The organism is Acidobacteriota bacterium (assembly GCA_016700075.1).
In the GTDB taxonomy this organism is placed as follows: Bacteria; Acidobacteriota; Blastocatellia; order Pyrinomonadales; family Pyrinomonadaceae; genus OLB17.
In genome coordinates this window covers 1,121,233-1,147,726 of sequence record CP065000.1, presented here as the reverse complement: position 1 = coordinate 1,147,726, position 26,494 = coordinate 1,121,233, and the positions used below count along the sequence as shown (strand labels likewise).

Annotated in this window: 18 protein-coding genes and 2 riboswitches; of the genes, 16 read left to right on the top strand and 2 right to left on the bottom strand. The window is 53.8% G+C overall.

Translation table 11 applies throughout. The features are described 5' to 3' along the window. The first annotated feature begins 2 nt into the window (after positions 1-2). From IPM50_05165 to IPM50_05100, 14 genes are all read left to right on the top strand, one after another. The gene (locus IPM50_05165) at positions 3-524 is read left to right on the top strand and encodes a 3-hydroxyanthranilate 3,4-dioxygenase (GenBank protein ID QQS33969.1); all 522 of its coding nucleotides are present in this window, start codon (positions 3-5) and stop codon (positions 522-524) included. A gap of 75 nt (positions 525-599) precedes the next feature. Next, on the top strand, positions 600-1,571 hold the full coding sequence (locus tag IPM50_05160; GenBank protein QQS33968.1) for a YncE family protein: 972 nt from the start codon (positions 600-602) through the stop codon (positions 1,569-1,571). 59 nt (positions 1,572-1,630) lie between these two features. Further along, complete coding sequence (locus IPM50_05155) at positions 1,631-2,644, top strand: amidohydrolase (GenBank protein QQS33967.1); 1,014 nt, start codon at positions 1,631-1,633, stop codon at positions 2,642-2,644. Further along, complete coding sequence (gene kynU / locus IPM50_05150; protein ID QQS33966.1) at positions 2,645-3,919, top strand: kynureninase; 1,275 nt, start codon at positions 2,645-2,647, stop codon at positions 3,917-3,919. Positions 3,920-4,003: 84 nt separating this feature from the next. Further along, positions 4,004-6,679 carry a formate dehydrogenase subunit alpha gene (fdhF, locus tag IPM50_05145; protein ID QQS33965.1) on the top strand — a complete coding sequence of 892 codons (2,676 nt, stop codon included), beginning with the start codon at positions 4,004-4,006 and terminating at the stop codon, positions 6,677-6,679. A 7-nt stretch (positions 6,680-6,686) separates the two neighbouring features. Then, positions 6,687-8,090, top strand: coding sequence for an FAD-dependent monooxygenase (locus IPM50_05140; protein QQS33964.1), 1,404 nt, complete (start codon positions 6,687-6,689; stop codon positions 8,088-8,090). Between the two features lie 12 nt (positions 8,091-8,102). Continuing rightward, a complete protein-coding gene (locus IPM50_05135) occupies positions 8,103-8,867 on the top strand; it encodes a cyclase family protein (protein ID QQS33963.1) in 765 nt (254 codons plus the stop codon). A 46-nt stretch (positions 8,868-8,913) separates the two neighbouring features. After that, positions 8,914-9,044: riboswitch (cobalamin riboswitch) on the top strand. A 147-nt stretch (positions 9,045-9,191) separates the two neighbouring features. Beyond that, the gene (locus tag IPM50_05130) at positions 9,192-10,145 is read left to right on the top strand and encodes a cobalamin-binding protein (protein QQS33962.1); all 954 of its coding nucleotides are present in this window, start codon (positions 9,192-9,194) and stop codon (positions 10,143-10,145) included. Position 10,146: 1 nt separating this feature from the next. Continuing rightward, positions 10,147-11,097, top strand: a complete 951-nt coding sequence (locus IPM50_05125; protein ID QQS33961.1) for an iron ABC transporter permease — start codon at positions 10,147-10,149, stop codon at positions 11,095-11,097. Between the two features lie 7 nt (positions 11,098-11,104). Further along, positions 11,105-11,878: an ABC transporter ATP-binding protein gene (locus IPM50_05120; GenBank protein QQS33960.1), complete on the top strand. Its 774-nt coding sequence runs from the start codon at positions 11,105-11,107 to the stop codon at positions 11,876-11,878. After that, a riboswitch (cobalamin riboswitch) is annotated at positions 11,863-11,971 on the top strand. Its footprint overlaps the gene before it by 16 nt. A gap of 30 nt (positions 11,972-12,001) precedes the next feature. Beyond that, complete coding sequence (locus tag IPM50_05115) at positions 12,002-14,128, top strand: TonB-dependent receptor (protein ID QQS33959.1); 2,127 nt, start codon at positions 12,002-12,004, stop codon at positions 14,126-14,128. 132 nt (positions 14,129-14,260) lie between these two features. Beyond that, positions 14,261-14,752, top strand: a complete 492-nt coding sequence (locus IPM50_05110; protein ID QQS33958.1) for a hypothetical protein — start codon at positions 14,261-14,263, stop codon at positions 14,750-14,752. Positions 14,753-14,757: 5 nt separating this feature from the next. After that, positions 14,758-16,227: an Asp-tRNA(Asn)/Glu-tRNA(Gln) amidotransferase subunit GatB gene (gene gatB / locus IPM50_05105; GenBank protein QQS33957.1), complete on the top strand. Its 1,470-nt coding sequence runs from the start codon at positions 14,758-14,760 to the stop codon at positions 16,225-16,227. Next, positions 16,224-16,940 (top strand): SDR family oxidoreductase, encoded by a 717-nt coding sequence (locus IPM50_05100; GenBank protein QQS33956.1) that lies wholly within the window; start codon positions 16,224-16,226, stop codon positions 16,938-16,940. Before gatB ends, IPM50_05100 begins: the two co-directional genes overlap by 4 nt. Here IPM50_05100 and IPM50_05095 read toward each other — a convergent pair. Then, positions 16,937-18,964, bottom strand: a complete 2,028-nt coding sequence (locus IPM50_05095; protein ID QQS33955.1) for a response regulator — start codon at positions 18,962-18,964, stop codon at positions 16,937-16,939. The genes IPM50_05100 and IPM50_05095 overlap by 4 nt on opposite strands. Positions 18,965-18,999: 35 nt before the next feature. Then, positions 19,000-19,605 carry a response regulator gene (locus tag IPM50_05090; protein ID QQS34463.1) on the bottom strand — a complete coding sequence of 202 codons (606 nt, stop codon included), beginning with the start codon at positions 19,603-19,605 and terminating at the stop codon, positions 19,000-19,002. A gap of 1,581 nt (positions 19,606-21,186) precedes the next feature. Here IPM50_05090 and IPM50_05085 point away from each other — a divergent pair. Next, the gene (locus IPM50_05085; GenBank protein QQS33954.1) at positions 21,187-22,131 is read left to right on the top strand and encodes an FAD-dependent oxidoreductase; all 945 of its coding nucleotides are present in this window, start codon (positions 21,187-21,189) and stop codon (positions 22,129-22,131) included. Positions 22,132-22,632: 501 nt separating this feature from the next. After that, a complete protein-coding gene (locus tag IPM50_05080) occupies positions 22,633-26,457 on the top strand; it encodes a TonB-dependent receptor (protein ID QQS33953.1) in 3,825 nt (1,274 codons plus the stop codon). Positions 26,458-26,494 lie beyond the last annotated feature (37 nt).

The following is a 26,494-nucleotide window of genomic DNA, read 5'->3' as shown; positions in this document are numbered from 1 at the left end:
GTATGATCCGTCGCCCGTTCAACTTCAAACAATGGATCGACGAGCACCGGCATCTGCTCAAGCCGCCGGTCGGGAATCAGTGCGTATATCAGGACGAGGATTTCATCGTGATGGTCGTCGGCGGGCCGAATTCCCGTAAAGATTATCACTGGGACGAGGGCGAAGAGCTTTTTTATCAGATCGAGGGCGATCTGCTCGTGAAAATTCAGGAAGACGGAAAGGCGGTCGATGTTCCGATACGCGAAGGTGAGATGTTCCTCCTGCCGCCGCGTGTTCCGCATAACCCGATCCGGGGCGAAAACACCATCGGACTCGTGATCGAACGCAGACGCCGCGAGGGCGAGCTCGACGGCCTTCTATGGTTCTGCGAGAACTGCAACGAAAAGCTCTACGAAGAATATTTCCAACTCGGCGACATCACGACACAGTTCCAGGGTGTATTCAAGAAATTCTACGGTTCAGAAGACCTCCGCACCTGCAAGGCATGCGGTTCTGTGATGGAGCCACCGCCGGTCGTTTCTTGACCCAGCCACTACGATAACGAAACCAAACCAAACTTCTCCCCGTAAGATAATTACGGGCCGAGAGGTAAGAGAAATATGTTCAGAACCATCGCAGTTTTGTTGTTATCTGTCTTTTTGACGAGTGCCGCTTTGGCAAATGACATTCTGGTCATCGTCAATCGCGGTGAATCAACAATGTCATTCGTCGATGCGAAAGAAATGAAGCTGCTCGCGACGGTGCCGACCGCGTCAGGGCCGCACGAGGTCGTCACGTCGGCTGACGGCAAGACTGCGTTCGTTTCGATCTACGGCACGCAGCAGCCGGGAAGTATGCTGGCTATCTTTGACGTCGCGACGCAGAAGGAACTAAAGCGTTTTGACCTGATGCCGCTGATGCGTCCGCACGGCATGGTCGTGTTAGGAGGAAAAATTTATTTGTCAGCGGAAGCGAATAATGCAGTAGGCCGCTATGACATTGCTGCCGGCAAGGTCGATTGGCTGATCGGTACGGGTCAGTCGGTTTCGCATATGGTCGTCGTCTCGGCTGACCAAAAGAAGATCTATACCCCAAACATCGGCTCTGACACGGTTACGGCGATCGAGTTCAACAACGTCCCGCCCGCGGCGTCCAAGACGACACATATTCCCGTCGGCAAGCAGCCTGAGGCGATCGACATCTCGCCGGACGGCAAGCAGGTCTGGGCCGGTTTGAATGGCGACGCAGGCATCGACGTTATCGACACGGCCACGAATAAAGTGATTGACCGTGTAAAGCTGGGTGAGCGGCCGTATCGTGTGCGGTTCACGCCGGACGGCAAGTTCGTGATGGCGACGATGCCGAATACAAAAGAACTGATCATCATCGACGCTGCGACCCGAAAGGAAACGAAGCGTATCAAACTCGGAAGCTCGCCGCTCGGGCTGATCTTTACGCCGGACGGCAAGATCGCATATGTGACGGCATCGAGTGAGGATGTCGTTCTAAAGATAGACATGGAGACCGGAGCGGTCATCGCAAAAGCCGCGGTTGGGAAAACACCGGACGGCATCGCTATCGGAAAGCTCTAGGTTGCTGACCCAACAATAGTAGATTTTCATTGAGCAGCGTTTAATGACAAAATGTTGACGTGCTCAAGATAGACGTTCACACGCACATACTTCCTAAAGACATCCCCGCGTGGAAAGACCGTTTCGGGTACGGCGGTTTTATTTATCTGGATCATTATCAGCCGTGCTCGGCACATATGGTGCGGGACGACGGCAAGCAGTTTCGCGACATCGAATCGAATTGCTGGGATCCGGCGAAGCGCATCGAGGAAATGGACGCTCACGGTGTCAACGTACAGGTCCTCTCGACCGTGCCGGTGATGTTCAGCTATTGGGCAGAGCCCGAACACGGCCTCGAAATTTCAAAGTTTCTAAACGACCATATTTCGGGGATCGTCAGCGAATTTCCTTTGCGGTTCGTCGGCTTGGGTACCATTCCGATACAGGATACAGCATTGGCTATACGAGAGCTTGAACGCTGCAAACAGATCGGCATGGCCGGCGTACAGATCGGAACGAATGTAAATCAGCTGAATCTGGGCGAGCCGCAGTTCCTGGAATTCTTCCAAGCGTGCGAAGAACTCGGAATGTCGGTTTTCGTGCATCCGTGGGCAATGATGGGCGAGGAGCACATGCAGAAATATTGGCTGCCGTGGCTGGTCGGTATGCCTGCGGAAGTTTCGCGGGCCATTTGCTCGCTGATTTTTGCGGGAACATTGGAAAAATGTCCGCGTCTGAGAATTTGTTTTGCGCATGGCGGCGGTTCGTTCCCTGCGACCATCGGCCGCATAGAACATGGATTCAATGTCCGCCCTGACCTTTTCCCGGACAATCCGCACAGTCCGCGCAAATATCTAAGCAAGATGTACTTCGATTCGCTCGTTCACGGAAAGGCAAAGCTGGACTATCTGATAAAACTGGTCGGCGCCGATCAGGTAATGCTCGGGACCGATTACCCTTTCCCACTCGGCGAATTGGAACCCGGAAGTCTAATAGAATCAATGCCCTATGATGAGTTGATCATCGAAATGCTCCTACATGGAGCTGCTCTCAATTGGCTGGGCATAGATCGCTCTGCGTTTACGACAACCTAGATGACCGAAATTCAGGAGACAGTACATTTTGCGGCATCGATGGACGAATCAGATCCGCTGCGGGAATTTCGCGAGAACTTTCTGATCCCGAAATACGATGGCCGTGATGCGGTCTATTTCACCGGAAATTCGCTGGGGCTGCAGCCAAAGACCGCCCGCAAATATATCGAAGAAGTACTGGACGACTGGGCTCGCTTAGGCGTCGAGGGGCATTTGCACGCTCGGCATCCGTGGCTGCCTTATCACGAGTTTGTAACTGACCCGCTTGCACGGCTGGTCGGCGCAAAGCCGGTCGAGGTCGTCTCGATGAATTCGCTGACCGTCAATCTGCATCTGTTAATGGTGTCCTTCTATCGGCCGACTGCCGAAAGATACAAGATCCTTATCGAAAAAGGTGCTTTTCCATCGGATCAATATGCGGTCGAATCGCAGATAAGATTTCACACCGCAGAGACGCAGAGACACAGAGATGGGTTGATAGAATTGGTTCCCCGTCAGGGAGAATCATGTCTGCGGACCGATGATATTCTCGAAACTATCGACCGCGAGGGCGATTCGATCGCATTGATAATGCTCGGCGGCGTGAATTATTACACCGGTCAGGCTTTCGATATGCGGGCGATCACGGAGGCCGGCCGCAAAAAGGGCTGTGTTGTCGGGTTCGATCTGGCACACGCTGCGGGAAATCTGGAGCTTCGATTGCACGATTGGGACGTCGATCTCGCGGCGTGGTGTTCGTACAAGTATTTGAACGCCGGTCCTGGCGGCATTGCGGGAGCGTTCGTTCACGAACGCCATGCTCGGTCGTTCGATCTGCCGCGATTCGCCGGCTGGTGGGGACACGATAAGGAGACGCGTTTTCTGATGGGACCGGAGTTCGTTCCGCTTGCCGGTGCAGAAGGCTGGCAGCTTTCAAATCCGCCCATATTTCAGCTTGCGGCTCTGCGAGCATCGCTCGAGATCTTTGACGGGGCAACGATGCCCGCTCTTAGGGAAAAGTCGATCGCACTCACCGGCTATCTTGAGCGCTCGCTTCGTCAGATCGAGTCGGACCGCATAGAGATCATTACACCCTCCGATCCTGCGCAACGCGGCTGTCAGCTATCGATCCGTGTACGGAATGCAGACAAGAGTCTGTTTGAAGCGATCACAGGCCGCGGGGTTTTCGCTGACTGGCGCGAGCCGGACGTGATTCGTGTCGCCCCCGTGCCGCTTTATAACACTTTTGAGGATGTTAGCCGCTTTTGTGAGATTCTCGAGGACTGTCTGCGCTAAACTAGAGGTTAGATCACAAAGAGTTCTGCCGGTCGGCGCGAGATCCGGTAGAGGCAAACACGAACCTTGTGCTCGTCTGAAATTATGATCAGGGCGACCATAAACGGAACAACACGCGAATTTCCCGACGACATTTCGATCCTCGAGGCTGCCCGTTCGTGCGGGATCGAGATCCCGACGCTGTGCGACGATGCACGTTTGAAACCGGTTGGGGCGTGCCGGATGTGCTTGGTTGAAGCATCAGGTTCGTCGCGGGAGACGGCTTCATGTACCGCAAAACTCGCTGACGGAATGACGGTCGCAACTCATTCCGAAAAGATCGAGGAGACACGCAAATGGAACCTCAGAATGCTGGCTCGGTCATATCCCGTTTCGGCGTTCGAGCAGTTTCCTGACAAACCTTTTCATCGCCTCGCAATGAAATACGGGCTGACGGCCGCGGATTTTGCGTCGAACGTGAACGGGCACCTTGTTGACGATTCACACACTTACATTCGCGTCGATATGGCACGGTGTATCGATTGCTATGCTTGCGTCCGCATTTGCGACGAGGTGCAGGGACAATACGTTTGGCAGGTTGCGGGCCGCGGAGAACATTCGTCGGTGGTGCCGGACAATTTCGGTGCTTTTGGCGAAAGTTCCTGTGTTTCCTGCGGTGCTTGTTCCGATGCCTGCCCGACCGGAGCTCTCGAGGACAGGTCGGTGCTTATCAATGGCTCAGCGGATAAATGGACCCGTACGACATGCCCGTATTGCGGGACAGGTTGCGAGATGGAGGTCGGAACGCGCGGCGGCAAGATGGTGCAGGTGCGGCCTGTGAACGACGCACCCGTAAACAGCGGCCATCTTTGCGTTAAAGGGCGATATGCGTTCGGATTCAATGATGCCGACGACCGAGTTACCGAGCCGATGATCCGCGAGAACGGCGAGTGGCGTGTCGTCACTTGGGATGAAGCGATCAGATTTACCGCTGATAAACTAAGCGGCTTTGTCGCCGAACACGGATCGGACAGCGTTGCTGTTTTGGGCTCGGCCCGAGCGACGAATGAAGAGAATTACATTGCACAGAAATTCGCGCGGGTCGCGTTAGGCACGAACAACGTGGATTGCTGTGCCCGCGTTTGCCATACGCCGACCGCTGCGGCGATGAAGATGATGCTCGGCACCGGTGCGGCGACGAATTCATTCGATGACATAGAGGTAGCAAAGACCATCTTGCTTTGCGGTGCTAATCCGACCGAGAATCATCCGATACCGGGAGCTCGCATCAAGCAGGCAGTCGTCAATGGCGGTGCGAACCTGATCATTATCGACCCGCGAAAGACCGAGCTTACAAAGTACGCAGACATCCATCTGCAGCTGAGGCCGGGAACGAACATCTTGCTGTTCAACGCACTCGCTCACGCGATCATCGACGAAGGCCTGGCCGACGCTGATTTCATAGCGGAGCGTGTTGATGAATTTGAGCAGTATCACGACTTTGTCGCCGACTATTCGCCGGAAGCTGTAGCGGAGCGATGCGGTGTTACGGCCGAGGACATTCGGGCTGCGGCCAGATTGTATGCGACCGCAAAGCCCGCGATGTCGCTGCACGGCCTCGGAATGACGGAGCATCTGCAGGGAACCGAGGGCGTGATGACCGTCGTCAATCTTGCGTTGCTGACGGGCAACATCGGAAAGCCGGGGACGGGCGTTAATCCGCTCCGCGGGCAGAATAATGTGCAGGGTTCCGCACACATGGGCTGCGATCCGGGCATTCTGACGGGTTCGATCGCGGTGGAAGAAGGCCGTGAACTTTTCGAATCTGTCTGGCAGACGCGTGTGCCCGAATCGAAGGGGCTGAATCAGCTCCAGATGGTCGATGCCGCCAAAGCGGGCAAGCTGAAAGCACTGTGGGCGATCGGTTACGACGTGTTCCTGTCCAACGCTAATTCGCATGAAACGGAGCGTTCCTTCGATGGGCTCGAGTTCTGTATAGTCCAGGACATGTTTCTGAACGAGACCGCAAAGCGGTTCGCTGACGTGTTCTTTCCAGCGGCATCTTCGTTCGAAAAGGACGGAACATTTATGAATGCCGAACGCCGCGTTCAGCGTATCCGAAAGGCCGTCGAAGTTCGCGGCAATGCCCGAACCGATTGGCAGATCGTCTGCGATGTGGCGAAGGCGATGGGCAAAGGCGAATATTTCGACTTCGCCTCCGCTGAGGATATCTGGAATGAGATCCGAGCGGTGTGGCCCGCGGGCCGCGGCATTTCATATCCGCGCATCGATCATCACGGGCTGCAATGGCCGTGTCCCGACGAAGATCATCCCGGCGAGACGGTGCTGCATGGCGACAGTTTCTCTATCGGCAAACGGGCATCGCTGCGGCGGATAAAATATCGCCCGTCGCCTGAGGCCGTATCTGACGACTTTCCGTTCATGCTGACGACAGGCAGGGCTCTTTATCATTTCAACGCCGGTACGATGACGATGCGGACGCCGAATGTCGAGCTTCGTCCCACAGATGAATTGATGATGTCGCCGGACGATGCGGAACGGCTCGGGCTCTCGAATGGCGAACGTGTAGTAATGCGAAGTGCACACGGGAAGGCCGAAATTCCGGTCACCATTTCGCAGAAAGTGAAACATGGGGAGCTTTTTGCAACGTTTCACGATCCAAAAGTATTCTTGAACTACGCGACGAGCCCCGTCCGAGATCGCTTTACGCTTGCGCCGGAGTTCAAAGTGACGGCAGTTCGCGTGGAAAAGATCGCCTAGACAACAGATGTCAGAACGCAGCATAACCATCATAGGAGCGGGCCTGGCGGGCTCGCTTCTTTCAATTTATCTCGCACGCCGAGGGTTTCGCGTGAATGTATTCGAGGCCCGCGGCGACATGCGCAAGGACATAGTCGAAGCGGGACGTTCGATAAATCTCGCGCTTTCCGATCGCGGTATAGCCGCACTTCGCGAGGTCAGGATGGACGATTACATGCTTGCCGAGGCAGTTCCGATGTATGGCCGCATGATCCACGACGCCGCGGGAAATACTAAGCTGCTGCCATACAGCGGCCGCGAAGGCGAATACATAAATTCCGTTTCGCGTTCGGGGCTGAACATCGCCTTGATGAATGAGGCTGAGAAGCACGAGAACGTGAGATTTGTCTTTAATGAGCGATGCGCGGACTTCGACACGCTAAGCGGCGAAATAAGTTTCGATACCGGAAAGACGATCATAGGGGACACGGTTTTCGCCACGGACGGTGCGGGATCGCCGATCCGTCAGGCGATGCAGCGGCAGATGCCGGAGTTCCAGTACTTGTCGGTCTTTCTCGATCACGGTTACAAGGAACTGCATATTCCGCCGGGGCCTAACGGTGAGTTCTTGCTCGAAAAGAACGCTCTTCATATCTGGCCGCGGCATCGATTTATGATGATCGCACTGCCGAATTTCGACGGCAGTTTTACCTGCACGCTGTTCTTGGCCCACAAGTCTGAGCAGCCTGTTTTAACGGACGGCGATGAACGAGAGATTTCTTTTGAAACGCTTACTGATGAAGCTACATTGCTCGAATTTTTTAACCGTGAATTCCCGGATGCGGTCCCTTTGATGCCGACGCTTGCCGAGGATTTCTTCGCGAATCCGACGGGACAACTTGGAACGGTAAAATGTTGGCCGTGGAATGTTGACGGGAAAGTGCTGCTGCTCGGCGATTCGGCACATGCGGTCGTGCCGTTTTACGGGCAGGGAATGAATTGCTCTTTCGAGGACGTTCGGGTCCTCGCGGGATTGATCGACGGGCAAATGCCGCAAACGTCGACATCAGGTGGCGGCGAGATCGAATGGGCATCGATCTTCGAACAATATGGCGAGCTGCGAAAGGTCAACACCGACGCCATCGCTGACCTCGCGGAAGAGAATTTTTATGAGATGCGCGATGCAACTGCGAATCCGGTCTTTCAGCGCAAACGAGAGCTCGAGACGCGGCTCGAACACGAGTTTCCCGACTACTATTCAAAATATTCGATGGTTACGTTTCGAGAGGATATGCCGTATTCCGAGGCTCGCCGACGCGGGAATGCGCAGGATGAACTCCTGATGAATATTTGCGAGGGCATAGATAATGTGAGCGAAGTCGATCTGGAGAAGGTAATGGCCGATATTCGCAAGTTGCAGCACGGCGTATAACGCAAGAAGTGAATGAGTAACATTTTCCCTATCGATATCTCTATACCGTTGCGATTCAACGGCCCGCAGCCAAATGCGTACGGTGTCGATCGGGCGATATCGGAGCCGGTTCGTGCGGGTTCGCTGGTCGGCGATACGCGTCAGGGCGGGAGTGTGAATTTCGAGCGGTACACTTTCATACCACATTGCAACGGAACACATACCGAATGCGTGGGCCATATCACGCACAAGCGGATATCGGTTCGAGAATGTCTGAGGGATGTGATAGTTCCTACGGTGCTGGTGTCGGTCGAGCCTGAATTCTCAGGTGAAGAGCAAATCTTAACCTTAGCTTCGTTGAAGAATGCAGGCGTTCAACCACCCGCTACCGCAGGTGGTTCTGACGCGGGGCCGGCTGCGCTGATCGTTCGAACGCTGCCGAACAATGACTCGAAGATCACCGCGGAATACGGAGAAGAGAATATTCCACCGTATTTTTCTGCAGACGCAATGCGGCTGATCGTCGAGTCGGGTTTTACACATTTAGTATGCGATCTGCCGTCGATCGACCGTATTTTTGACGACGGCAAGCTGGAAAATCACCGCATCTTTTGGTGCGTTGATGCCGGCAGTCATGAAATTTCCGATGCCACGCGGATCAATTCAACGATCACTGAGCTGGCCTATATTCCGAACGAGGTTCCGGACGGCGAATATCTGCTGAATCTCCAGATCGCTCCCTTTGATACAGATTGTGCGCCGTCGCGTCCGATGCTTCTCCAAAAGTCGGCGGATTGACTTGCGGTCCTTTCAAGGTAAGAATCTAAGATGCTCCGAAATGGAGCGTTGTTCGTTCGGACTGTGTTTTGCAGGCCGGGAAACAGGGGAAGCGGGTGAGATTCCCGAACGATCGCGTCACTGTGAGCCGATGTTTTCGGTAAAGTCAGGATGCCTGTTTTGAACGAACAGCCGGGCATGGTGTTTCGCGAAAAGGCGCCGCAGGCGGAAATGGAATATTGACGGAACGCGATGCGTTCCCTGACAGAAGCTGATTGAGCCCTGTCTTTCCGTCCGTTTTCGGGCTTGGGAAAGGCAGGGTTTTCGGTTTTTGTACTGATAGCGATGATAAAGGAAGTTCAAATTACCATTCGATTGCTGATCTTGGCGGCGGTATTTGTCGCGGCTGCATGTTCAGGCAGCACGACGTCGAATGCCGTATTAGATGTTCCTGGTTCACAAGAGGCACCGACCCCTGTTTCAAGCATTCGTAATTTCATGGACGACCTCGGCCGAAACATCGAGGTCAAAGGCGAAGTTCGACGCGTCGTTTCGTTGGCGCCGAGCGTTACGGAGCTTGTCTTTGCGGCGGGCGGTGGTGACCGTCTGGTCGGCGTCACGTCGTTTTGTGATTTTCCGGAGCAGGCGAAGGGCATCGCGAAGATAGGCGACACGATGAATCCGAATATGGAGACCATCGTCGCGATGAAGCCGGACATGGTCTTTGTTTCGACCGCGTCTCAGGTGGAGGCATTTACGAAAACACTTGAGCAAAACGGCATTCTCGTTTATGTAACAAATCCGACCACGATCGACGGCGTGTTTTACAACATTCGGCAGATCGCCGATATTTTGGGTACGACTGACAAGGCCGAGCCTATGATCGCCGCTTTAAGAGACCGCGTGGGAAAGGTTTGGACAAAGACGCGGCCCGCTGAAAAGGTGCGTGTTTTTGTGCAGATCTCGCGTGAACCGCTTTTCACGATTGGCAGGGATTCGTTCCTGAACGAACCGCTCGCCAAGGCAGGCGCAATTTCGGCGACAGTAGATGTGGAGACCGCGTTTCCGCGGCTGAGCAAGGAGTCGGCACTTGTACTGCGTCCCGAGGCCATCATTCTTTCGGACAGCGAGGACAACCGTGAACCGAACGAAGTTTTCAAAGACTCACCGGCGGTAAAGAACGGCAGAGTGTATCGCATCGACGCGGACCTGATCTCGCGGCCGGGACCTCGGCTGGTCGATGCGTTGGAGAAATTGGCTGCGATGCTGCATCCCGACCTTTTCAAAAGGGAAGAATGATTTGAACAAACTCCTCCGCTACATTTTTATTCTTTCTCTCGCTCTTTTGGCAGTGCTCTTCTCGGCGGCCATGCTCGGTGCCGAAAGTGTGAATATCCTCTCGCTAGACGAACAGACACGTTCAATTTTGTTCGACATTCGTTTGCCGCGAATTTTTCTCGCGGCATGCGTAGGTGCGAGCCTTGCGGTCGCCGGTGCGGGTTTGCAGGCGCTGCTTCGTAATCCACTTGCCGAACCGTACTTGCTTGGTGTATCAAACGGAGCGGCGCTTGGAACGATGGTCGCGTTCGTGTTCTTTGGGGCGTTTGAATGGTCGCGGCCTGTTTTGGCGTTCGCGGGTGCAGGGCTGGCGAGCGTCGCAGTATATCAGATGGCACGGTCGCGGGCCGGAATGAGCGTCGAGCGGCTTGTACTGTCGGGCGTGATCGTTACGACATTCCTGTCGTCGATCATCGTGATGCTGACGACGGTGCTCGATGCGGCGCGGCTTCGCAGTTTCACATTCTGGCTCCTGGGTGACCTTTCTCAGGCGTCGACGATGGGAATCTATGTAAGTTTTGCCGCCGCCATCATTGGCACTCTGATAATTGCGTCACAGGCTCGCGGGCTGAATTTGATGATGGTCGGCGAACGTGATGCTCGCGACTTTGGTGTTGAGGTCGGGCGAGTTCGTCTTCTCGTTTTTGGCGCGGCAAGTTTGGTTGTCGGTGCCGCGGTTGCCGCAAGCGGTTCGGTCGGTTACGTCGGACTGATCGTGCCGCACATCGTCAGATTGACGATCGGGAGCGACAACCGGCTGGTCGTTCCGCTGTCGGCGATCGTTGGAGCGATGTTCGTCGTTTTGGCGGACACTGTCGCGAGGACGGCGATAGCTCCGCGGGAACTGCCCGTAGGAGCGATAACCGCCTTGATAGGAGCACCGCTGTTCATTTATTTATTGCGTAGGAATTAGACTGCAAATGCTCGAAGCAAGGAACATATCCGTCCGATATGGCGACAAAACTGTTGTCGCCGGTGTTTCTCTGTCGATCGAGGCGGGCCGCGTTTTAGCTCTCGTCGGGTCGAACGGAGCCGGAAAGACTACGCTTCTGCGAGCATTGAATGGCAGTATCACGGCCCAAATTTCAGGTGATATCATGCTGAACGGCCAACATTTCGCGAACTTGTCGCGGAGGGAGATCGCCCGACAAATTGCTGTCGTATCACAGGAGAATGAGACGCGTTTTCCGATCACGGTGTTGGAATTTGTCCTCGCGGGGCGTTTTGTACACGGTAGTGCGTTGGGATGGGAGACGCCGGAAGATATCGCTTCGGCAGAACGAGCGTTAGACGATTGTGACCTTGAAGGTTTTGCCGGCCGGTTCATGAATGAGCTATCGGGCGGCGAGCGTCAACGAGTGGTGCTGGCAAGGGCGTTGGCAACGAATGCACGAATTTTGCTGCTTGATGAGCCGACGGCGAATCTGGATATCGCACATCAGGCGATGATGTTTCGGCTTGTGCGCGAACGCTGCGGTTCGTGCGGTTCGGCTGCGGTTGTGATCACACACGACCTCAATTTGGCCGCAGAGTTTGCGGACGAGATCGTAATGCTGCTCGACGGCAAGGTCGCAGCGTCAGGCAAGCCAGCGACCGTCCTGACGGAGAAGAATATCGCCGAGGTTTTCGGCGTAAAGGTTTTGCTGGATGCGAATCCGGCAAGCGGGAACGTTCGTGTAACGAACGTATTTTAGTTGGCGGCCGTTGCGGTGGAAGCCCGGTGAGAATCCGGCGCTGCCCACGCAACCGTAACAGTCGGGAACATCGCCCGGCCGCCTGGGCTCAGAACCATTCTGCGTGTGGGCAGAAGAGGAAATATGAAAATCTACTTTTTATTGATCTTTACGTTTTGTGGCGTATCAGGAATATGGGCTCAGACCGATCCTATGACGTCACCATCACCGACCCCGCAGCCGATCCGCGAAACTGTGATCGTACCTGCGGATCTTCCTCAGCCGATCGACGAGGTTTCAAAGACGGTCAACACCATAACCGGACAAGAAATGCGCGAGCGAGCGGATTTTTCGCTTGCGGAAACACTGCGTTCGATGCCGGGCTTTCGCGTTCAGCAGCTCGGCGGATTTGGCCGGACGGCGAATATCAAGACCCGCGGGCTGCGGAATCAGGACACCGCGATATTGATAGACGGTTTCCGCCTGCGCGATACTGCCGCGATCACCGGCGATGCGTCGCCGATTTTGAGCGACATTACTCTGACAAGCGTCAGCCGTATCGAAGTTTTGCGAGGTTCGGGCAGCTCGCTGTACGGCACAAATTCGATCGGCGGGACGGTCAATTTCATCACTCCCGATCCGCAGCCGGGAACGAACGGACAGCTGTCGTATGCGGTCGGCGGGCTTGGGCTGCAGAGATTTCGCGGCAATCTTTCGCACGGTTTGAAGAGTGGAAAATTCGGTTTCAACTTGGCCGGTTCCCGCACGGTTTACACGAAAGGCATCGACGGAAACGATGACGCCCGAAACACGAATTTCCAGAGTCGGATCAATGCGCGTCCCGGCGATAATACATCTGTCTCGGTGCGTTTTTTTGTCTCTGACGCTTTTGTGAAGCTCAATTCCGGCCCCGACACGCTCGGTACTATGCCGCCGTCTAGCGTAACGATCATCAATGCCGTTCCGAACGTTAATTTCCGCCCCGATGTTGACGACCCCGACAATTCGCAGGCATCGCAGTTCTTCAATGGGCAGTTCACAATGTCACACGCTTTCACGGACGAGCTGAGCCTGAACGTCGGTTATTCGGGACTGCGCACCGAGCGTGAGAACATCAACGGTCCGCTGGGCGTCGGCTTTCAGTCGGCATCGACGTCCGTTTTCAAGGGCACCATTAATACCGCGAACGCGTCTCTAAGTTGGACACCCGGCACGCATAACTTACGCCTAGGTTACGAGTACGAGCGTGAGAGCTTTGGCAACGAGGGCTTTACGCCGAGCGGTGCGGGAAACTTTTTCACGCGTGCGGGCCAATCCAGCAATACATTCATTCTTCAGGAATTGTACGGTGCGTTCGACGGCAGGCTGCAGCTTGCAGGCGGAGTGCGCGCTCAATTTTTCAAGGTGGATCAGCCCGCATTCAGCCTGACGAACGCGCCGTATTCAGGCGTTACGGTGAGCGATCCGCCATCGGCGGTTACTTTTGACGGTGCGGTGTCATATTTCTTTCGAGTGTCAGGAACGAAACTGCGTGCACACGTCGGCAACGGTTACCGCGTGCCGTCGCTGTATGAAAGGTATGGAACCTTCTTCAGCACGTTCCCCTCGGCAAATTTCGTTGCACTCGGCGACCCGGGGTTGAAACCCGAAAAAAGCATTGCGGCCGATATCGGTATCGAGCAGTACGCCGTGGGCGACAAGTTAAAGCTTACCGGAGTCTATTTCCATACGAAGCTGATCGATATAATCGGCTACGGTAATGTCGTTCCGAATATCGGTACCACGCCGCGTCCTTTCGGCGGCTATGAAAATCAAAAAGGCGGGACGGCGAAAGGTGGTGAATTTAGTGCCGCATTTAGCCCGGCGAAGTCAACAGATATCTTCGCTTCGTACACACTGACAAAAAGCCGACAGCGGACGCCGCAGCTTTCGGGCAGCGGCGTTTTAAGGACTCTCGGAATTCCGGAACATCAGTTCACGATGGTCGCGACGCAGCGTTTCGGGCGTGCATGGGTCAATTTTGATCTGCTCGTTGCATCGTCGTATCTTGCTCCGATATTTAGTAACTCAACTTTCACGACGTATCTTTATCGCTTCAACGGCAACCGCCGCGGCGACCTGACGGGCGGTTATACATTTCGTCTGAAAGGACAACGCTACGGGCTTCGGATTTTCGGAACCATTGAGAATGTGTTCGACAACGAATACTACGAGAACGGTTTCCGAACTGCGGGTGTGAACGGCCGCATCGGTTTGGCGTTCAGTTTTTAGCGATAGGGAGCAGTGTTTCCCGCCAAGCCGCAAAGTCCCGTAAAGGGCCGAACTGAAAGGTGGCGATGACCATCGGGTTCCCTCGAATGAGTTCACTGTTGTGATAAAATTAAGGTTTCGGGGGAACCTTTTATGACAAAGAAACTAAGCATTATTTTTTGTCTGGCAGCAATTACGGCGTCGGCGGCGATCGCTCAAACAAAGGTCGTGACGAACGCGGACCTTGCAAATTACAAAACCGAGCGTTTAAGAGCCGAGCGAGAGCTTCGCGAGAACTACGCGCGTTTGGGGTTCGCGTCGCCGGAAGAAATGGCAAAACGCGAAGCGGAATCGCGTGAGCAGATGTTCGATCTATCGGCGAAACTCCGCCGCGACAGGCTCGAACGCGAGGCTCGCCGTGCCGAAGAGCAGCAAAGGGCCGCACCGCTGGTTGTGCCGATATATCAGGCACCGCAAACGACGGAAACAATGATCGTCGGCGGCTACTGGTATCCGCTAAACAATTGGCGGCGGCCATTTCCGTGGCGTTATCAGCAGCCGGGCTATTTTGCAGGCGGGCAGTTTTGGCCGACAGGGCCGCGAACTCCTTCTGCTCCGATGTTCGCACCTAAACGAAAACGATAGAAAATATGAACAGTGACTGGGAAGCCATCATCGGGATGGAGATTCATACACAGCTTGCTACCGAGACTAAGATATTCTGCTCGTGTGCGGTCGAGACGGGCGGCGAGCCGAATTCTAACACTTGCCCGACGTGTCTCGGCTTACCCGGTGCATTGCCGGTGCTGAACAAACGTGCGGTCGAACTCGGCGCCCGTGCGGCTCTTGCGTTGGGGCTTGAGATTCAAGAAGTGTCGATCTTTTCCCGAAAGAACTACTTCTATCCAGACCTGCCGAAAGGCTATCAGATATCGCAATACGACAAGCCTTTTTCTGCGAACGGCACACTGACGATAATGACCGCCGACCGCGATGATCACGGTCACGCAAAAACTTGGCGGCCGATGAACATTCACATTCAGCGGATGCATCTCGAAGAGGACGCCGGAAAGAACGTCCACGAAGGGCTGCCCGATACCGATAAATATTCATATGTTGATCTCAATCGTGCCGGAACGCCGCTCGGCGAGATAGTTACGGCGCCGGATTTCCGCTCGTCATGGGAAGCCTACGATTACGTGAATCATGTCCGCCGCGTGCTGCAATGGGTCGGTGCCAGCGATGCTGATATGGAGAAGGGAAATCTCCGCTGCGAAGCAAATGTGTCGGTCAGGAAGAAGGGCGAAGAAGAGTTTCGAAACAAGGTCGAGTTAAAAAATCTTAACTCGGTTCGCTTTATGCAAAAGGCCATCGAATACGAGATCGAGAGGCAGATCGCGGCACACGAATCGGGCGAAGGCGTAAGCCAGGAGACGCGGCTTTGGGACGAAAAGAACAATCGCACTCGCGTGATGCGTTCAAAAGAGGACGCTCATGATTACCGCTATTTTCCTGAGCCTGATCTGCAGCCGCTGCGTGTGAGCCGCGAGTTCATCGACGCCGTAAAGGCCGAGCTTCCAGAACTGCCCGATGCGATGCGTGAGCGGTTCATCGCGACCTACGGATTAGGTTTTGGCGATGCGTCACAGCTTACGTCGTCGCTTGCCGCCGCCGAATACTTTGAAACTGCGGCACGTATCTCCGCCGATCCGAAAGCATCTGCGAACTGGATACTTGGCGAGCTGACAAAAGAACTGAACGCTGCGGGCAAGCAAATTGAGGATTCGCTGGTCACTGCAGAAGATCTGGCGGAGCTGATCACCATCGTCGGCAAAGGCGACATCACGAACAATCAGGCGAAAGAAGTACTGGCGGAAATGTTCACAACGGGCAAAGCGGCTCCTGCGGTCATCAAGGAAAAAGGATTTGAACAGGTTTCTGACACATCAGCGATCGAAAAGATCGTTGACGATGTGATCGCCGCAAATCCGGACCAGGCTGCGGCGTTTCGCGGCGGCAAAGACGCGTTATTCGGGTTCTTCGTCGGGCAGGTGATGAAGGCTTCCGAAGGCAAGGCAAATCCGAAGATAGTGAATGAGATCTTGAGGGCGAAATTATGAATCTCGAAGGCAAAGCGGCTGTGATAACGGGCGGCTCCAAAGGTATTGGCTATGCTATTGCCGAAGCTCTGGTGAAGGCCGGTGCGAGCGTTTACATTTGTTCGCGGCATCGAGACGAGTTAGAGTCCGCGATCGATAGACTATCGGTGCTCGGGTCGGCGGCGGGGAAACTGTGTGATGTGCGCGACGAGGCGAACATCAAGGCGGTCCTGGAAAGCTGCGAGCGGCACTTCGGCGGTATCGATATTCTCATCAATAATGCCGGCGTCGGCTATATGGGCAAGACCATCGAGGAAACGACGCCCGACGAGTTTCGCGAAACGCTCGAGACGAACCTGTTCGGGACCTATTACGCTTGTCATCACGCGATCCCTAAGATGAAGGCCCGCGGCGGCGGCTACATCATAAACATCTCATCACTTGCCGGTCAGAACGCCCATCCGGGAATGGCAGCGTACAACGCGTCGAAGTTCGGTTTGAACGGTTTTTCCGAAGCGCTTATGCAGGAAGTCCGTCACGATAATATCAAGGTCAGCTATATCTGCCCCGGCAGCGTGAATACATATTTCGGCGGCGACACGCCTAGCGACGAAAAAGCGTGGCAGCTGCAGCCGGCAGACGTAGCACAGGTTGTAATGGGTTTGCTGGATATGGACGAACGAGCGTTGCCGAGTAAGGTCGAACTGCGTCCGAGCAGGCCGCCGAAGCGTTAAGCGACAGCCAAGGTCCTCTCAATACAGCCTGCGATCTTGTCAGCGGTCGCGGGCTTTACCATATATTCCGTTGCACCGAGGTCGGCAGCCCGTTGACGGTATTCCGCGTCGTCGAGCGAAGTGATCATCACTACGGGAATGTGGCCGAGATTGTCGTCGGTCTTGATGTATTCCAACATGCCCCAGCCGTCCATATTCGGCATCTCTACATCAGAGAAGATCAGATCCGGTTCATATGAACCGGAAAGCAGGAGTTCCAATGCTTCGGCACCGTCATTCGCTGTTATCGTTCTGCAGCCTGCGGCAGATGCGAATTTCGTCGTTTGATGTCTTATCGCCGCACTGTCGTCAACTATGAGAACGAGCGGTGAATCATCGGGAGCATTGTCGTCGGGAGCATCTTCCGGTCTCTCATTAACGGCTATTTTTGCGGGCATTATCAGCGTGAAGGTCGATCCCTGCTGCGGGGTGGTTTCGACATGGATCGATCCGCCTTTTGCCTCGATACTTTCCTTTACGATACTCATGCCGACGCCGCGTCCTGCGTTCAGGTCGAGCTTTTCAGCGGTGGTCAGGCCGCGCGAGAAGATCAGCTGATGAATGTCTTTTTCCTTCATCGCTGCAGCTTTTTCTTCCGTCAGGATGCCGGTTTCAAGGGCCTTTTCGATGATCTTCGCGGTTGACAGACCGCTGCCGTCATCGGAAATACTCACAACCACTGCATCGTCGTCAGCACTGACCGAGACAGAAATTGTTCCTGCTTCCGGCTTACCGATCAGCCGACGCGTTTCCGGCGGTTCTATACCGTGTACGACCGCGTTCTTGATCAGATGAAGCATCGGCTCGATCAGGGCATCGATGATCAGCGTGTCAACCTCGACCTCGGGGTCGTGAAGGACGAGAACGGCCTTCTTGCCCTCGTCGGAGCAAGTGACATTGATATTCCGTGCCAGCCGGGTTTCAAGATTGCCGAAACGCACCATCCGAATGCGGAGGAGTTTCCGGTGCACCTCGGCCGCCATCTCTGCGTGAGTGAGAATTGCGTTCCGCAGGTCCTCTTCTCGAGAAGCGCGTGCGGTGTCGGCTATCAAGGTGCTTGCCGAACGTTGGAATTCGACCAGCTTGGTAGAGAGATCGAGTATCTCATCGATCCTCTCAAGCGAAACACGAACGATGGGCGGCATGTGAAGCACGGCAGCCGGTTGAACCGTCATCGGAGAGTTTTCAGCCTCCTGATCTGCCGGCACACCATCGCCCTCGGTCGGTGTGAGATGGTCAATGATGTTTTCGGAAAGTGAACCGGAACTGCCGACGAGTAGGTTGCTGATGTATTCGACGGTCGTGTTGAGAAATTCAATTACCCTGTCATTCGCCGGGGCACCTTTGTCAACCAGATGGTCGAGTAGATCCTCTGCTCGGTGAGCAAGCGTTGCGACCTGGCTGAGCCCAACTATGCCGGCCGATCCCTTTAGAGTATGTGCGTTGCGTCGGATCTCCCACAATGAATGCTTGTCATCGGGCGATGCCGCTAATGACGTCAGCGCGAGCGAGATGTTCGCGAGCAGGGCATCGGCTTCTGAGCGGAAGATCTCAAGCGTCTCCTCATCAACGGCGAATTCATCATCTTCGGCCTCGATTTCGGGCTCTGCCTTTTCGGGTACAAGCAGATCGAACGCTGCGTCAAAATTCAGGTCGCTCGTCTCGTTCTCATCGGAAAGGAGAGAAAGATCGAGTATCGCCGCCTCGATCTTTGCAAGGGAGTCCAAGGCACCGTTCGCAGACGCGAGATCCGCGTCCGGAGTATTGACGAGTTGGTCGATCGCCTCGAGGCATTCCCCTGCCATTGAGGCAATGTGCAAATGCCCGCCGAGCGAGCCGACATTTGCAATGCGGCTGAGGCGGGTCTTTGCTTGCCTAAGTCCGGTCTTGTCGCCGGTCTGAGCGGCTATCAGCAGTGAACTGCGAATAGATGCGAGATCGGCGCCGGTTTGGGCGACGAAAGATGTTTGATCAAGTCGATGCATCCGTCGGCCGGGAGAATGTGTCGATCGGTTTAGGTCTAATTAACGGCAGAGCCGTCGGCTACCAAATACGTGTCAAGAGCTTTCATGAGCGTCTCAGGGCCGAAGGGCTTGGTCACATAGCCCGTTGCACCTGCCATCCTGCCCCGAACCTTGTCGAAAAATCCGTCCTTACCGGAGATCATCACGACAGGAATATCCTTGGTTGCCGGATTCGCACGGATTTCTTTGCAGACCTCGTAGCCGTCCATTTTCGGCATTGTGATGTCGAGAAGAACCAGGTCGGGCGTCTTTTCAGCGATCTTTTCAAGCCCTTCGACGCCGTCTTCCGCAGTAACCACCTCATGTCCCGACTTTTCGAGTTTTGCTGATATGAGCTTGCGGATGGTCGCACTGTCGTCGATCACAAGTATGGTTTTGCCGCGAGGCGATGAGCCATGCAGTTCATTCTGGCGCCTGAGCTCTTCCAGCCTGATCGCTATAGCGTTGATCTGGCCTGCGAGAATAACGTCATTCGCATCCAGATTAGAGGCTTCTTCAAGGTATTTCAGTCCCTCGTCGAAATTTCCTAAGTTGAAATGACCGATGCCGAGTCCGACGAGCTCCTTCACTGTGAGTTCGCGCAGATTCCATTCGGCTTCCATCGCGATCACTGCGTTTGAAACGGCCACATTATCGATCTGCCGCGGTGACAAGAGCATCTCAAGGTCCGAAAGCGTCAACGCCGATCCACACGAAGAACACTGAAACGATCCGTGGTCGATGTTTGAGCTGCAGTAAATGCAGCATTCACTGACGGGCGCCGCTTCTCCTGCAGGTTCCGCCCCAAAGATCTCTTCTTCGCCGGCTTGGATGAAAATTTGTTCAGCACGGTATTCAAGCGTTTCGTCGGTATCGACCTCGTCAGCCGATGCTTCTTCACCGTCGTCATCAGAGATGTGTTCGGCCGAGTATTCCGGAGCGATGGTCGAGTACGGGTCGAATTCGGGGGCGGCTTCGATCTCTTCCGGTTCAAATGACGCCGTTTCGACCGCCGGCTCGGCATAGTACTCTTCTGCCGGATCTTCGTTCAACTGCTCCGCCGGTGTCTCGGCCGCCTCCGCTGTAGGCTCTGCCGGGGCTGACGCCTCAGCGTAGGCAAGCGGCTCGGTTTCGGGGTCACTTAGCCGCTCAAGGAAGTCGACGGCGAAGGCAGACATCGAACCTTCGTCTGCCATCGAGGCGGCACTTCTGAAAGCTTCGAGTTTTGACTCAAGCGAATCCGCAAAAAATCCGGCGACGAGTCTGGATTCGTACCGATATTCTTCGATCTCGGAAAGCTCTTCGAAAAGGCCAAGGGCCTCTTCTACAGATCCGTCAATCAGTGCCTGTCCGGCATTGCGGCGTTTCCGCCGTATCTTTTCTTTGTTGATCGATCCGATCGCGGCCGCGGCTTCGCTGTTTTCGGGATCGATCTCGATGACCTTCGACAAAATTTTGATCTTCCGATCCTCGTCTTCCTCGAGCGTCGCTTTCCACGACCAGGCAACGACGCATTTTTCATCGTATTCGAGTGCTTGGTCGAGCAGCGATACGGCACCCTCACGGTCACCGTTCCGATCTGTTTCGACCGCCTTTTGAACAAGCGTCTTTGCCATCAGGGAGCGGGTCGATATCTGCCAGTCGATAGCTTTTTGATTCTGAGGGTCGATCTCCAGGATCTTATCCAGATACGACAGAAGTTCCTCGGGATATTCGCTGATAGAGGCAAGCCACATCCAACCGTCGACAAGATGCGGCTCCGCCTCGACAGCGAGGTCTAGGAGCAGACGGGCCGAGCGGCGGTCGCCTTTTTGTGCGGCGGCGATGCCGTTATCGAGCAGGACCTGTGCCTTTTCAGAAGGCGAAGCTCCGTTAGAATGCGACATTTCCGATGACGAAGGGATAGACTGGGCGGGTGATTCGATATCGAGTCTCATGGTCTTTTCAATTTGCTGATCAGCTTTAGTGGGGCCGTTGCGGTGGGTTTTGCGGGAGCGCACGGCGCAAATGTCATGATTCCAATGGCAATACGGGTGCCATCATCCGGACGAAGAAACCGTGTCTGCGGTCGACGCTATATCTATACAAATAAACGAGTTAATAGGCGGGTTTGGGGCGTGTCGTTTAGGTCTTCATCGCCGTAAGACAGAATTGTGACAAAAAACGGCATATTTCGATGACAAAAATAGTAGAATTGCAGACTAATGAACGAGTTCCGAATTGACGGTTTGAGCACGTTTGATGTCGTGATCATAGGCGCAGGTCCCGCAGGTATTTCTGCAGCGATCTGGTGTGCCGATCTCGGCCTCAGCCATGTCGTCTTAGAGAAATGCGACGACATTGGCGGGCAATTGAATTGGGCTTTCAATCGTATAGTGAACTATCCGGGCACGCTCACAGACAACGGGGCTGAAATGCTGACAAGTTTCCGCACCCATTCCAATGCCGTCGCTGCAAATATAAGGACTAATTCTTCGGTTGCTTTTGTTGATGTAAATGGGAGAATCGTTGGACTTAACAATGGCGAGAAGCTACGATTCGGTTCATTGGTTATCGCGACAGGAGTCAGGCGGCGAATGCTGGGTGTGCCGGGCGAAATAGAGTTCGCCGGCCGAGGTATTTTGTCCTCGGGGGCCAAGGAGATCGGTAGTGTCGCCGGAAAGAATGTAGTGGTCATAGGCGGCGGCGACGCAGCTCTTGAGAATGCTTCGATGATGTCGAAAACGGCCGGAAGTGTGATCGTCCTGAACCGAAGCCGTCACTTCAGGGCAAGATCTGATTTCCTTGATCAAGCAGGAAGGCAAGCGAACGTGCAACTAATTGAAAACATGCAAGTTAGGCGATTTATCGGTGACTCATCGTTGGCCGCCGTTGCAGCCGAGAATATCGAGACCGGCGAGTGTTTTGAGTACGCCGCAGATGCATCGCTGATACGCATAGGCGTGGTGCCTAATTCCGAAGAATTTGCCGATCTGGTAACGCGGGATCGAGACGGATATATCGCGACCGATAAGAATGGGATGACCAATTTGGAGGGAGTTTACGCAGTTGGCGACATCGCTCATCCGGACCAAATGACCCTCGCGAACGCGGCGTTCTCAGCATCAGCTGCGGTTCGCGACATAAAGGCGAAACAGCGTAATTCATGACACCGCTGAGACGAAATATTTGTACCCAATATCGAAAATAATAAGTGTAAATCCAATAAAATGAAGATAATTACGAGATATTAAAGAATTCCCGGGCATAATTCCTTGCGAATCTCGGATCGAAGCCGCCAAATGACAGCGAATTTTCCAATCAAGCCGTCCTAAAACTCCCCCTAAGCCTTTATTTACAACAGTTTCCGCCGGGAATTGTAATGATTTGATCGAATTCCGCTGACGGATGTTAAATCTGGGTCCGGAGAGCGTCGATTGGCACGGATTATGCTTCTAGAAACCTCGTCCCCAATTTAACATTGTGGTAAAAAAATACAGCACTTGTTATTTTTCCTTGAACCGAGTCGAAAACGTCGGACCTTTGGCGGTTGCGTACCTGAAATTTCAGGGCCTTCCGGCACCCTCGTCGAGGTCTCTGAATAGGAATTTGGCAATTTCTGCTTGACAGGCTTCCGGGTCTGGTCGAGCAAATCTTTGGAGGAAAATAAAATGAAATTTGGGAAATTGGTCGCCAGGTTCATGCAGCTTGCACTGGTCACCGCCTTCGCCGCGGCATTTGTCTCGGCACAGGTGGGAACTTCGGCCGTTACCGGAACCGTTACCGATCCTCAAGGTAACGTAGTCGCCGGTGCGACCGTAAAACTGATCAGTGTACAAGGAGCGGTGCGTACCGTTGTCACAAATGACAGCGGCGTATTCTCGTTCCCCTCGGCGCAGACCGGCACATACAGGATCGAAGTTGAGCAGGCAGGCTTCAAAAAGGCTGTCGTCGGCAATGTCCGTGCACTCGTTGATATCTCTACCGAGATCAACGTCAGATTGGAACTCGGAGAGGTTTCCGAGGTCGTCAATGTTGACGCCGCCAGCTTGGAAAGCGTCGTGAACACTCAGGACGCCAGCTTGGGTAACAACTTCGTTTCGCGTCAGATTCTTAATTTGCCCCTGTTGGGACGGAACGTCGCTAACCTGCTGAGCCTGCAGGCCGGTGTTACACCGGACGGCTCGGTCACGGGCGGCCGTTCTGACCAAGCGAATATCACGCTTGACGGTATCGACGTTAACAACCAGCAGAACGCAGGTGCGTTCGAAACGGTTCTTCGCGTCAATCCCGACTCGGTCGATGAATTCCGCGTGACCACGTCGAACCCGGACGCCAGTAAAGGACGCTCTTCGGGGGCTCAGATCTCGTTGATCACAAAGAGTGGCACTAACGAATTTCGCGGAGCTGCTTATTGGTACCATAGGAATACTGCTACAACCGCAAATAACTGGTTCAATAATCGTTCTGGAGTTGAAAGACCGGATCTGATTAGAAATCTTTTCGGCGGTCGTCTTGGCGGTCCGATCGTTAAGGATAGGCTTTTCTTCTTCTATAATTATGAAGGGATGCGTCAGGGGGCGGGAGTATCTGTTGCTCGCCTCGTGCCGACAGCCTCTCTGGCACAAGGAAATGTGAGTTTCCAGGCCATCAATAACATAGAGGGAACGCCGTTTTTCGGAACAACTGACTGGAATATCGGAATTGCTGCGATCAACTCATTCAATTTTGTTGGAACTGGGGCACAGGCTCCGGCATCCGGACCTGTTGTTGACGTAAATCCGGCTGTGCTTTCACTTTTTCAATCGATTGTTCAGCGATACCCGGTAAATGATTCGACAGTTGGCGATGGTCGAAATGTCGGTGGATATAGGTTTAACGCGCCTACAAACATTGAACAAAACGCTCATACGGCTAAATTTGATTGGTTTGTGACACGGGATCAGAAACATCAAGTTTCTTTCCGTGGCAACTATCAACAGGATATCACCGGCTCGACGTCCTATTTCCCAGACACGCTGCCTACAAATTTGTGGAGCCATCCACTTGGCTTTTCCGCTGCACACACATGGCTTGTAAGAAACAATCTTACTAATCGCTTTAGTTATGGCTTATCAAGGATTGCATTTAGCAATCAAGGCGATTCTACAGACCCCGCGATTACGATCCGAGATATTTTTCAGCCGAGCTTTTTTGCTCGCTCGATAACTCGAACCAACCCGACGACAAACATAACGAATGACACCACTTGGATCAAGGGTAACCATTCGTTCCAGTTCGGTGTGAATTTCCGTTTCATCAAGAACACGCGTAATAGCTTTGCTCGGTCATTTGATAACGCAACGATGAATCGAAGCGCGTATGTTGCCAATATAACCAGAGTTGTTGTCGATCAATATCTTCGCACTTCAACTGGTCAAGCCCCGACCGGAACGGCTGCATATAATAACACCGCAATTCGAGTCGCTCCAACGTGGGATTTTAATGTACAGAACGCCATTACTGCATTATTTGGCAGGTTAAATGGCTATGGAGCCAACTTCAACTTCCTCGTGAACGGTCAGCTACAGCCTGCAGGTTCGCCGGTACTTCGTGAATTCAAGACGGATGAATATGATTTCTACTTTCAGGATTCTTGGAAGATCCGTCCGAACATCACGCTGACCGCCGGTATCCGCTACGGTCTCAGCATGCCGGTGACCGAGACCCAAGGGTTTGAAACAGTCCCCAGCATCGTTCTTTCTGAATACTTAAGGCGAACCGCCGTTGCAATGAATCAAGGAATCAACTACCGTGATGTCCTTTCGGTCCGTTTGGCCGGAAAGTCGAACGGCCTGGATGACATCTATCCGCTTGATAAGAACAACTGGCAGCCCCGCGTGTCGATCGCCTGGTCACCTGAATTCGAAAAAGGATTCTGGTCCAAGTTATTCGGTAAGGGCTCCGATTCGGTAATTCGTGCGGGCTTCTCGATCACGAATGACTATTTCGGTCAGCAACTCGCAACGAACTGGGACGGCTCTAACAATCTCGGGTTTTCTTCGCAGGCGTCTATTAACGTTAACACATTCAACGTCACGACGAATCCTGGGCCGCTGTATACGGGTCCGAATATGAATATTCGTAACCTGCCGCTTTTGACAATCCCGACCGGCCTGACTTTCCCACAGACGGCACCTTCGGCCAATCCTGGAAATGGTAAGGTGGAGACATCGCTCGATCAGAATCTTGTTTCACCGATCAACTACTCATGGAATGTCAGCTATGGCCGCCGTCTGCCGTGGGATATTTGGGTCGATGCAGCTTATGTAGGACGTCTCGCACGCAACCTTCTGATCGGCCGCGACGCCATGATGCTGAGGGGAGAAATTCGTGACCCTCGCTCGGGACTCACGTACAATCAGGCAGCCACGATCCTTGAGCAGCAGCTTCGGGCAGGCACCCCTGCTACAAACGTTGCCGCTGTCGGATTTTTCGAGAATATGTGGGGTCCGGGTGTGCTTGCTGGTGCCTTCGGTTGCCCCGCCGGAACCTCCACTCCGAATAATCCTTGCACAAACACGCAGGCCATTTATGGAATCCAGCGTTCGTTTGGTGATTGGACCTACGCTATGCAATTTCTCGACGGGTTCGGCGGTACACGTTATTTCTTCCAAGGTCAGTATGACGCCCTATCTGCTTTCAGCACCGTTGGCACTTCTGACTACCACGGAGGTACATTGTCGTTCCGTCAAAGGCTTAAATCGCTGACGTGGGATTTCAACTACACGTTCTCACAGTCATTTGACGAAGCATCAGGACTCCAAACAGGCGGTTTGTTTGCATCTGCGTTTGTCCTAAATGCATTTAATCTCAGAGATCAGCGAGCTAACTCTGATTTTGATATTCGGCACCAGATGAATTTCAACGGCGTCTGGGATATTCCCATTGGCCGTGATCGTACTTTTGGCCGTGGAATGAATAAATTCCTCAATGCGATTGTTGGCGGTTGGCAGTTAAGTGGCGTTTTCCGCTGGCATAGCGGCTATCCGTACGACGGCTGGTACGATGGAATGGGATGGCAAACTAACTGGCAGATCCGTTCCTATATGAACCGTATCAAGCCAGTCAAGACGGGAACCAACTTCAACACTGCTCCGGCTGGGTGTACGTCAGGATGTGACATACCGAATCTTTTCGTGGATCCAAAAGCAGCTTGGGACTCGTTCCAGTCTCCCTTCCCAGGTCAAACGGGCACAAGAAATCCAGTCAGGCTTCCGAACGAGTTTAACATAGACGCAGGGCTTGCTAAATCCTTTGATATGCCGTGGAAGGAAACCCATAAGGTAACCATCCGCTGGGATACCTTTAACGTAACTAATACTCCGCTTTTTGGTGGGCAGGCAACTGGCCTTATCAATTTGCCAGGTACATTGCCAACAGCAAACTTTGGACGATTTACAACGCAAGTGAACTCGCCGCGAATTATGCAGTTTGCACTTCGCTACGACTTCTAACTAGAGGTTTGATCGGAAAAACTTCGGGCTGAGATGC

Coding starts and splice junctions, on each gene's coding strand:
- gatB (QQS33957.1), top strand. CDS start 14,758: ATGAACAGTGACTGGGAAGCCATCATCGGGATGGAGATTCATACACAG.
- IPM50_05110 (QQS33958.1), top strand. CDS start 14,261: ATGACAAAGAAACTAAGCATTATTTTTTGTCTGGCAGCAATTACGGCG.
- IPM50_05135 (QQS33963.1), top strand. CDS start 8,103: ATGAGTAACATTTTCCCTATCGATATCTCTATACCGTTGCGATTCAAC.
- IPM50_05100 (QQS33956.1), top strand. CDS start 16,224: ATGAATCTCGAAGGCAAAGCGGCTGTGATAACGGGCGGCTCCAAAGGT.
- IPM50_05160 (QQS33968.1), top strand. CDS start 600: ATGTTCAGAACCATCGCAGTTTTGTTGTTATCTGTCTTTTTGACGAGT.
- IPM50_05080 (QQS33953.1), top strand. CDS start 22,633: ATGAAATTTGGGAAATTGGTCGCCAGGTTCATGCAGCTTGCACTGGTC.
- IPM50_05120 (QQS33960.1), top strand. CDS start 11,105: ATGCTCGAAGCAAGGAACATATCCGTCCGATATGGCGACAAAACTGTT.
- fdhF (QQS33965.1), top strand. CDS start 4,004: ATGATCAGGGCGACCATAAACGGAACAACACGCGAATTTCCCGACGAC.
- IPM50_05115 (QQS33959.1), top strand. CDS start 12,002: ATGAAAATCTACTTTTTATTGATCTTTACGTTTTGTGGCGTATCAGGA.
- IPM50_05140 (QQS33964.1), top strand. CDS start 6,687: ATGTCAGAACGCAGCATAACCATCATAGGAGCGGGCCTGGCGGGCTCG.
- IPM50_05090 (QQS34463.1), bottom strand. CDS start 19,605: ATGGAAGCCGAATGGAATCTGCGCGAACTCACAGTGAAGGAGCTCGTC.
- IPM50_05165 (QQS33969.1), top strand. CDS start 3: ATGATCCGTCGCCCGTTCAACTTCAAACAATGGATCGACGAGCACCGG.
- IPM50_05130 (QQS33962.1), top strand. CDS start 9,192: ATGATAAAGGAAGTTCAAATTACCATTCGATTGCTGATCTTGGCGGCG.
- IPM50_05085 (QQS33954.1), top strand. CDS start 21,187: ATGAACGAGTTCCGAATTGACGGTTTGAGCACGTTTGATGTCGTGATC.
- kynU (QQS33966.1), top strand. CDS start 2,645: ATGACCGAAATTCAGGAGACAGTACATTTTGCGGCATCGATGGACGAA.
- IPM50_05095 (QQS33955.1), bottom strand. CDS start 18,964: ATGCATCGACTTGATCAAACATCTTTCGTCGCCCAAACCGGCGCCGAT.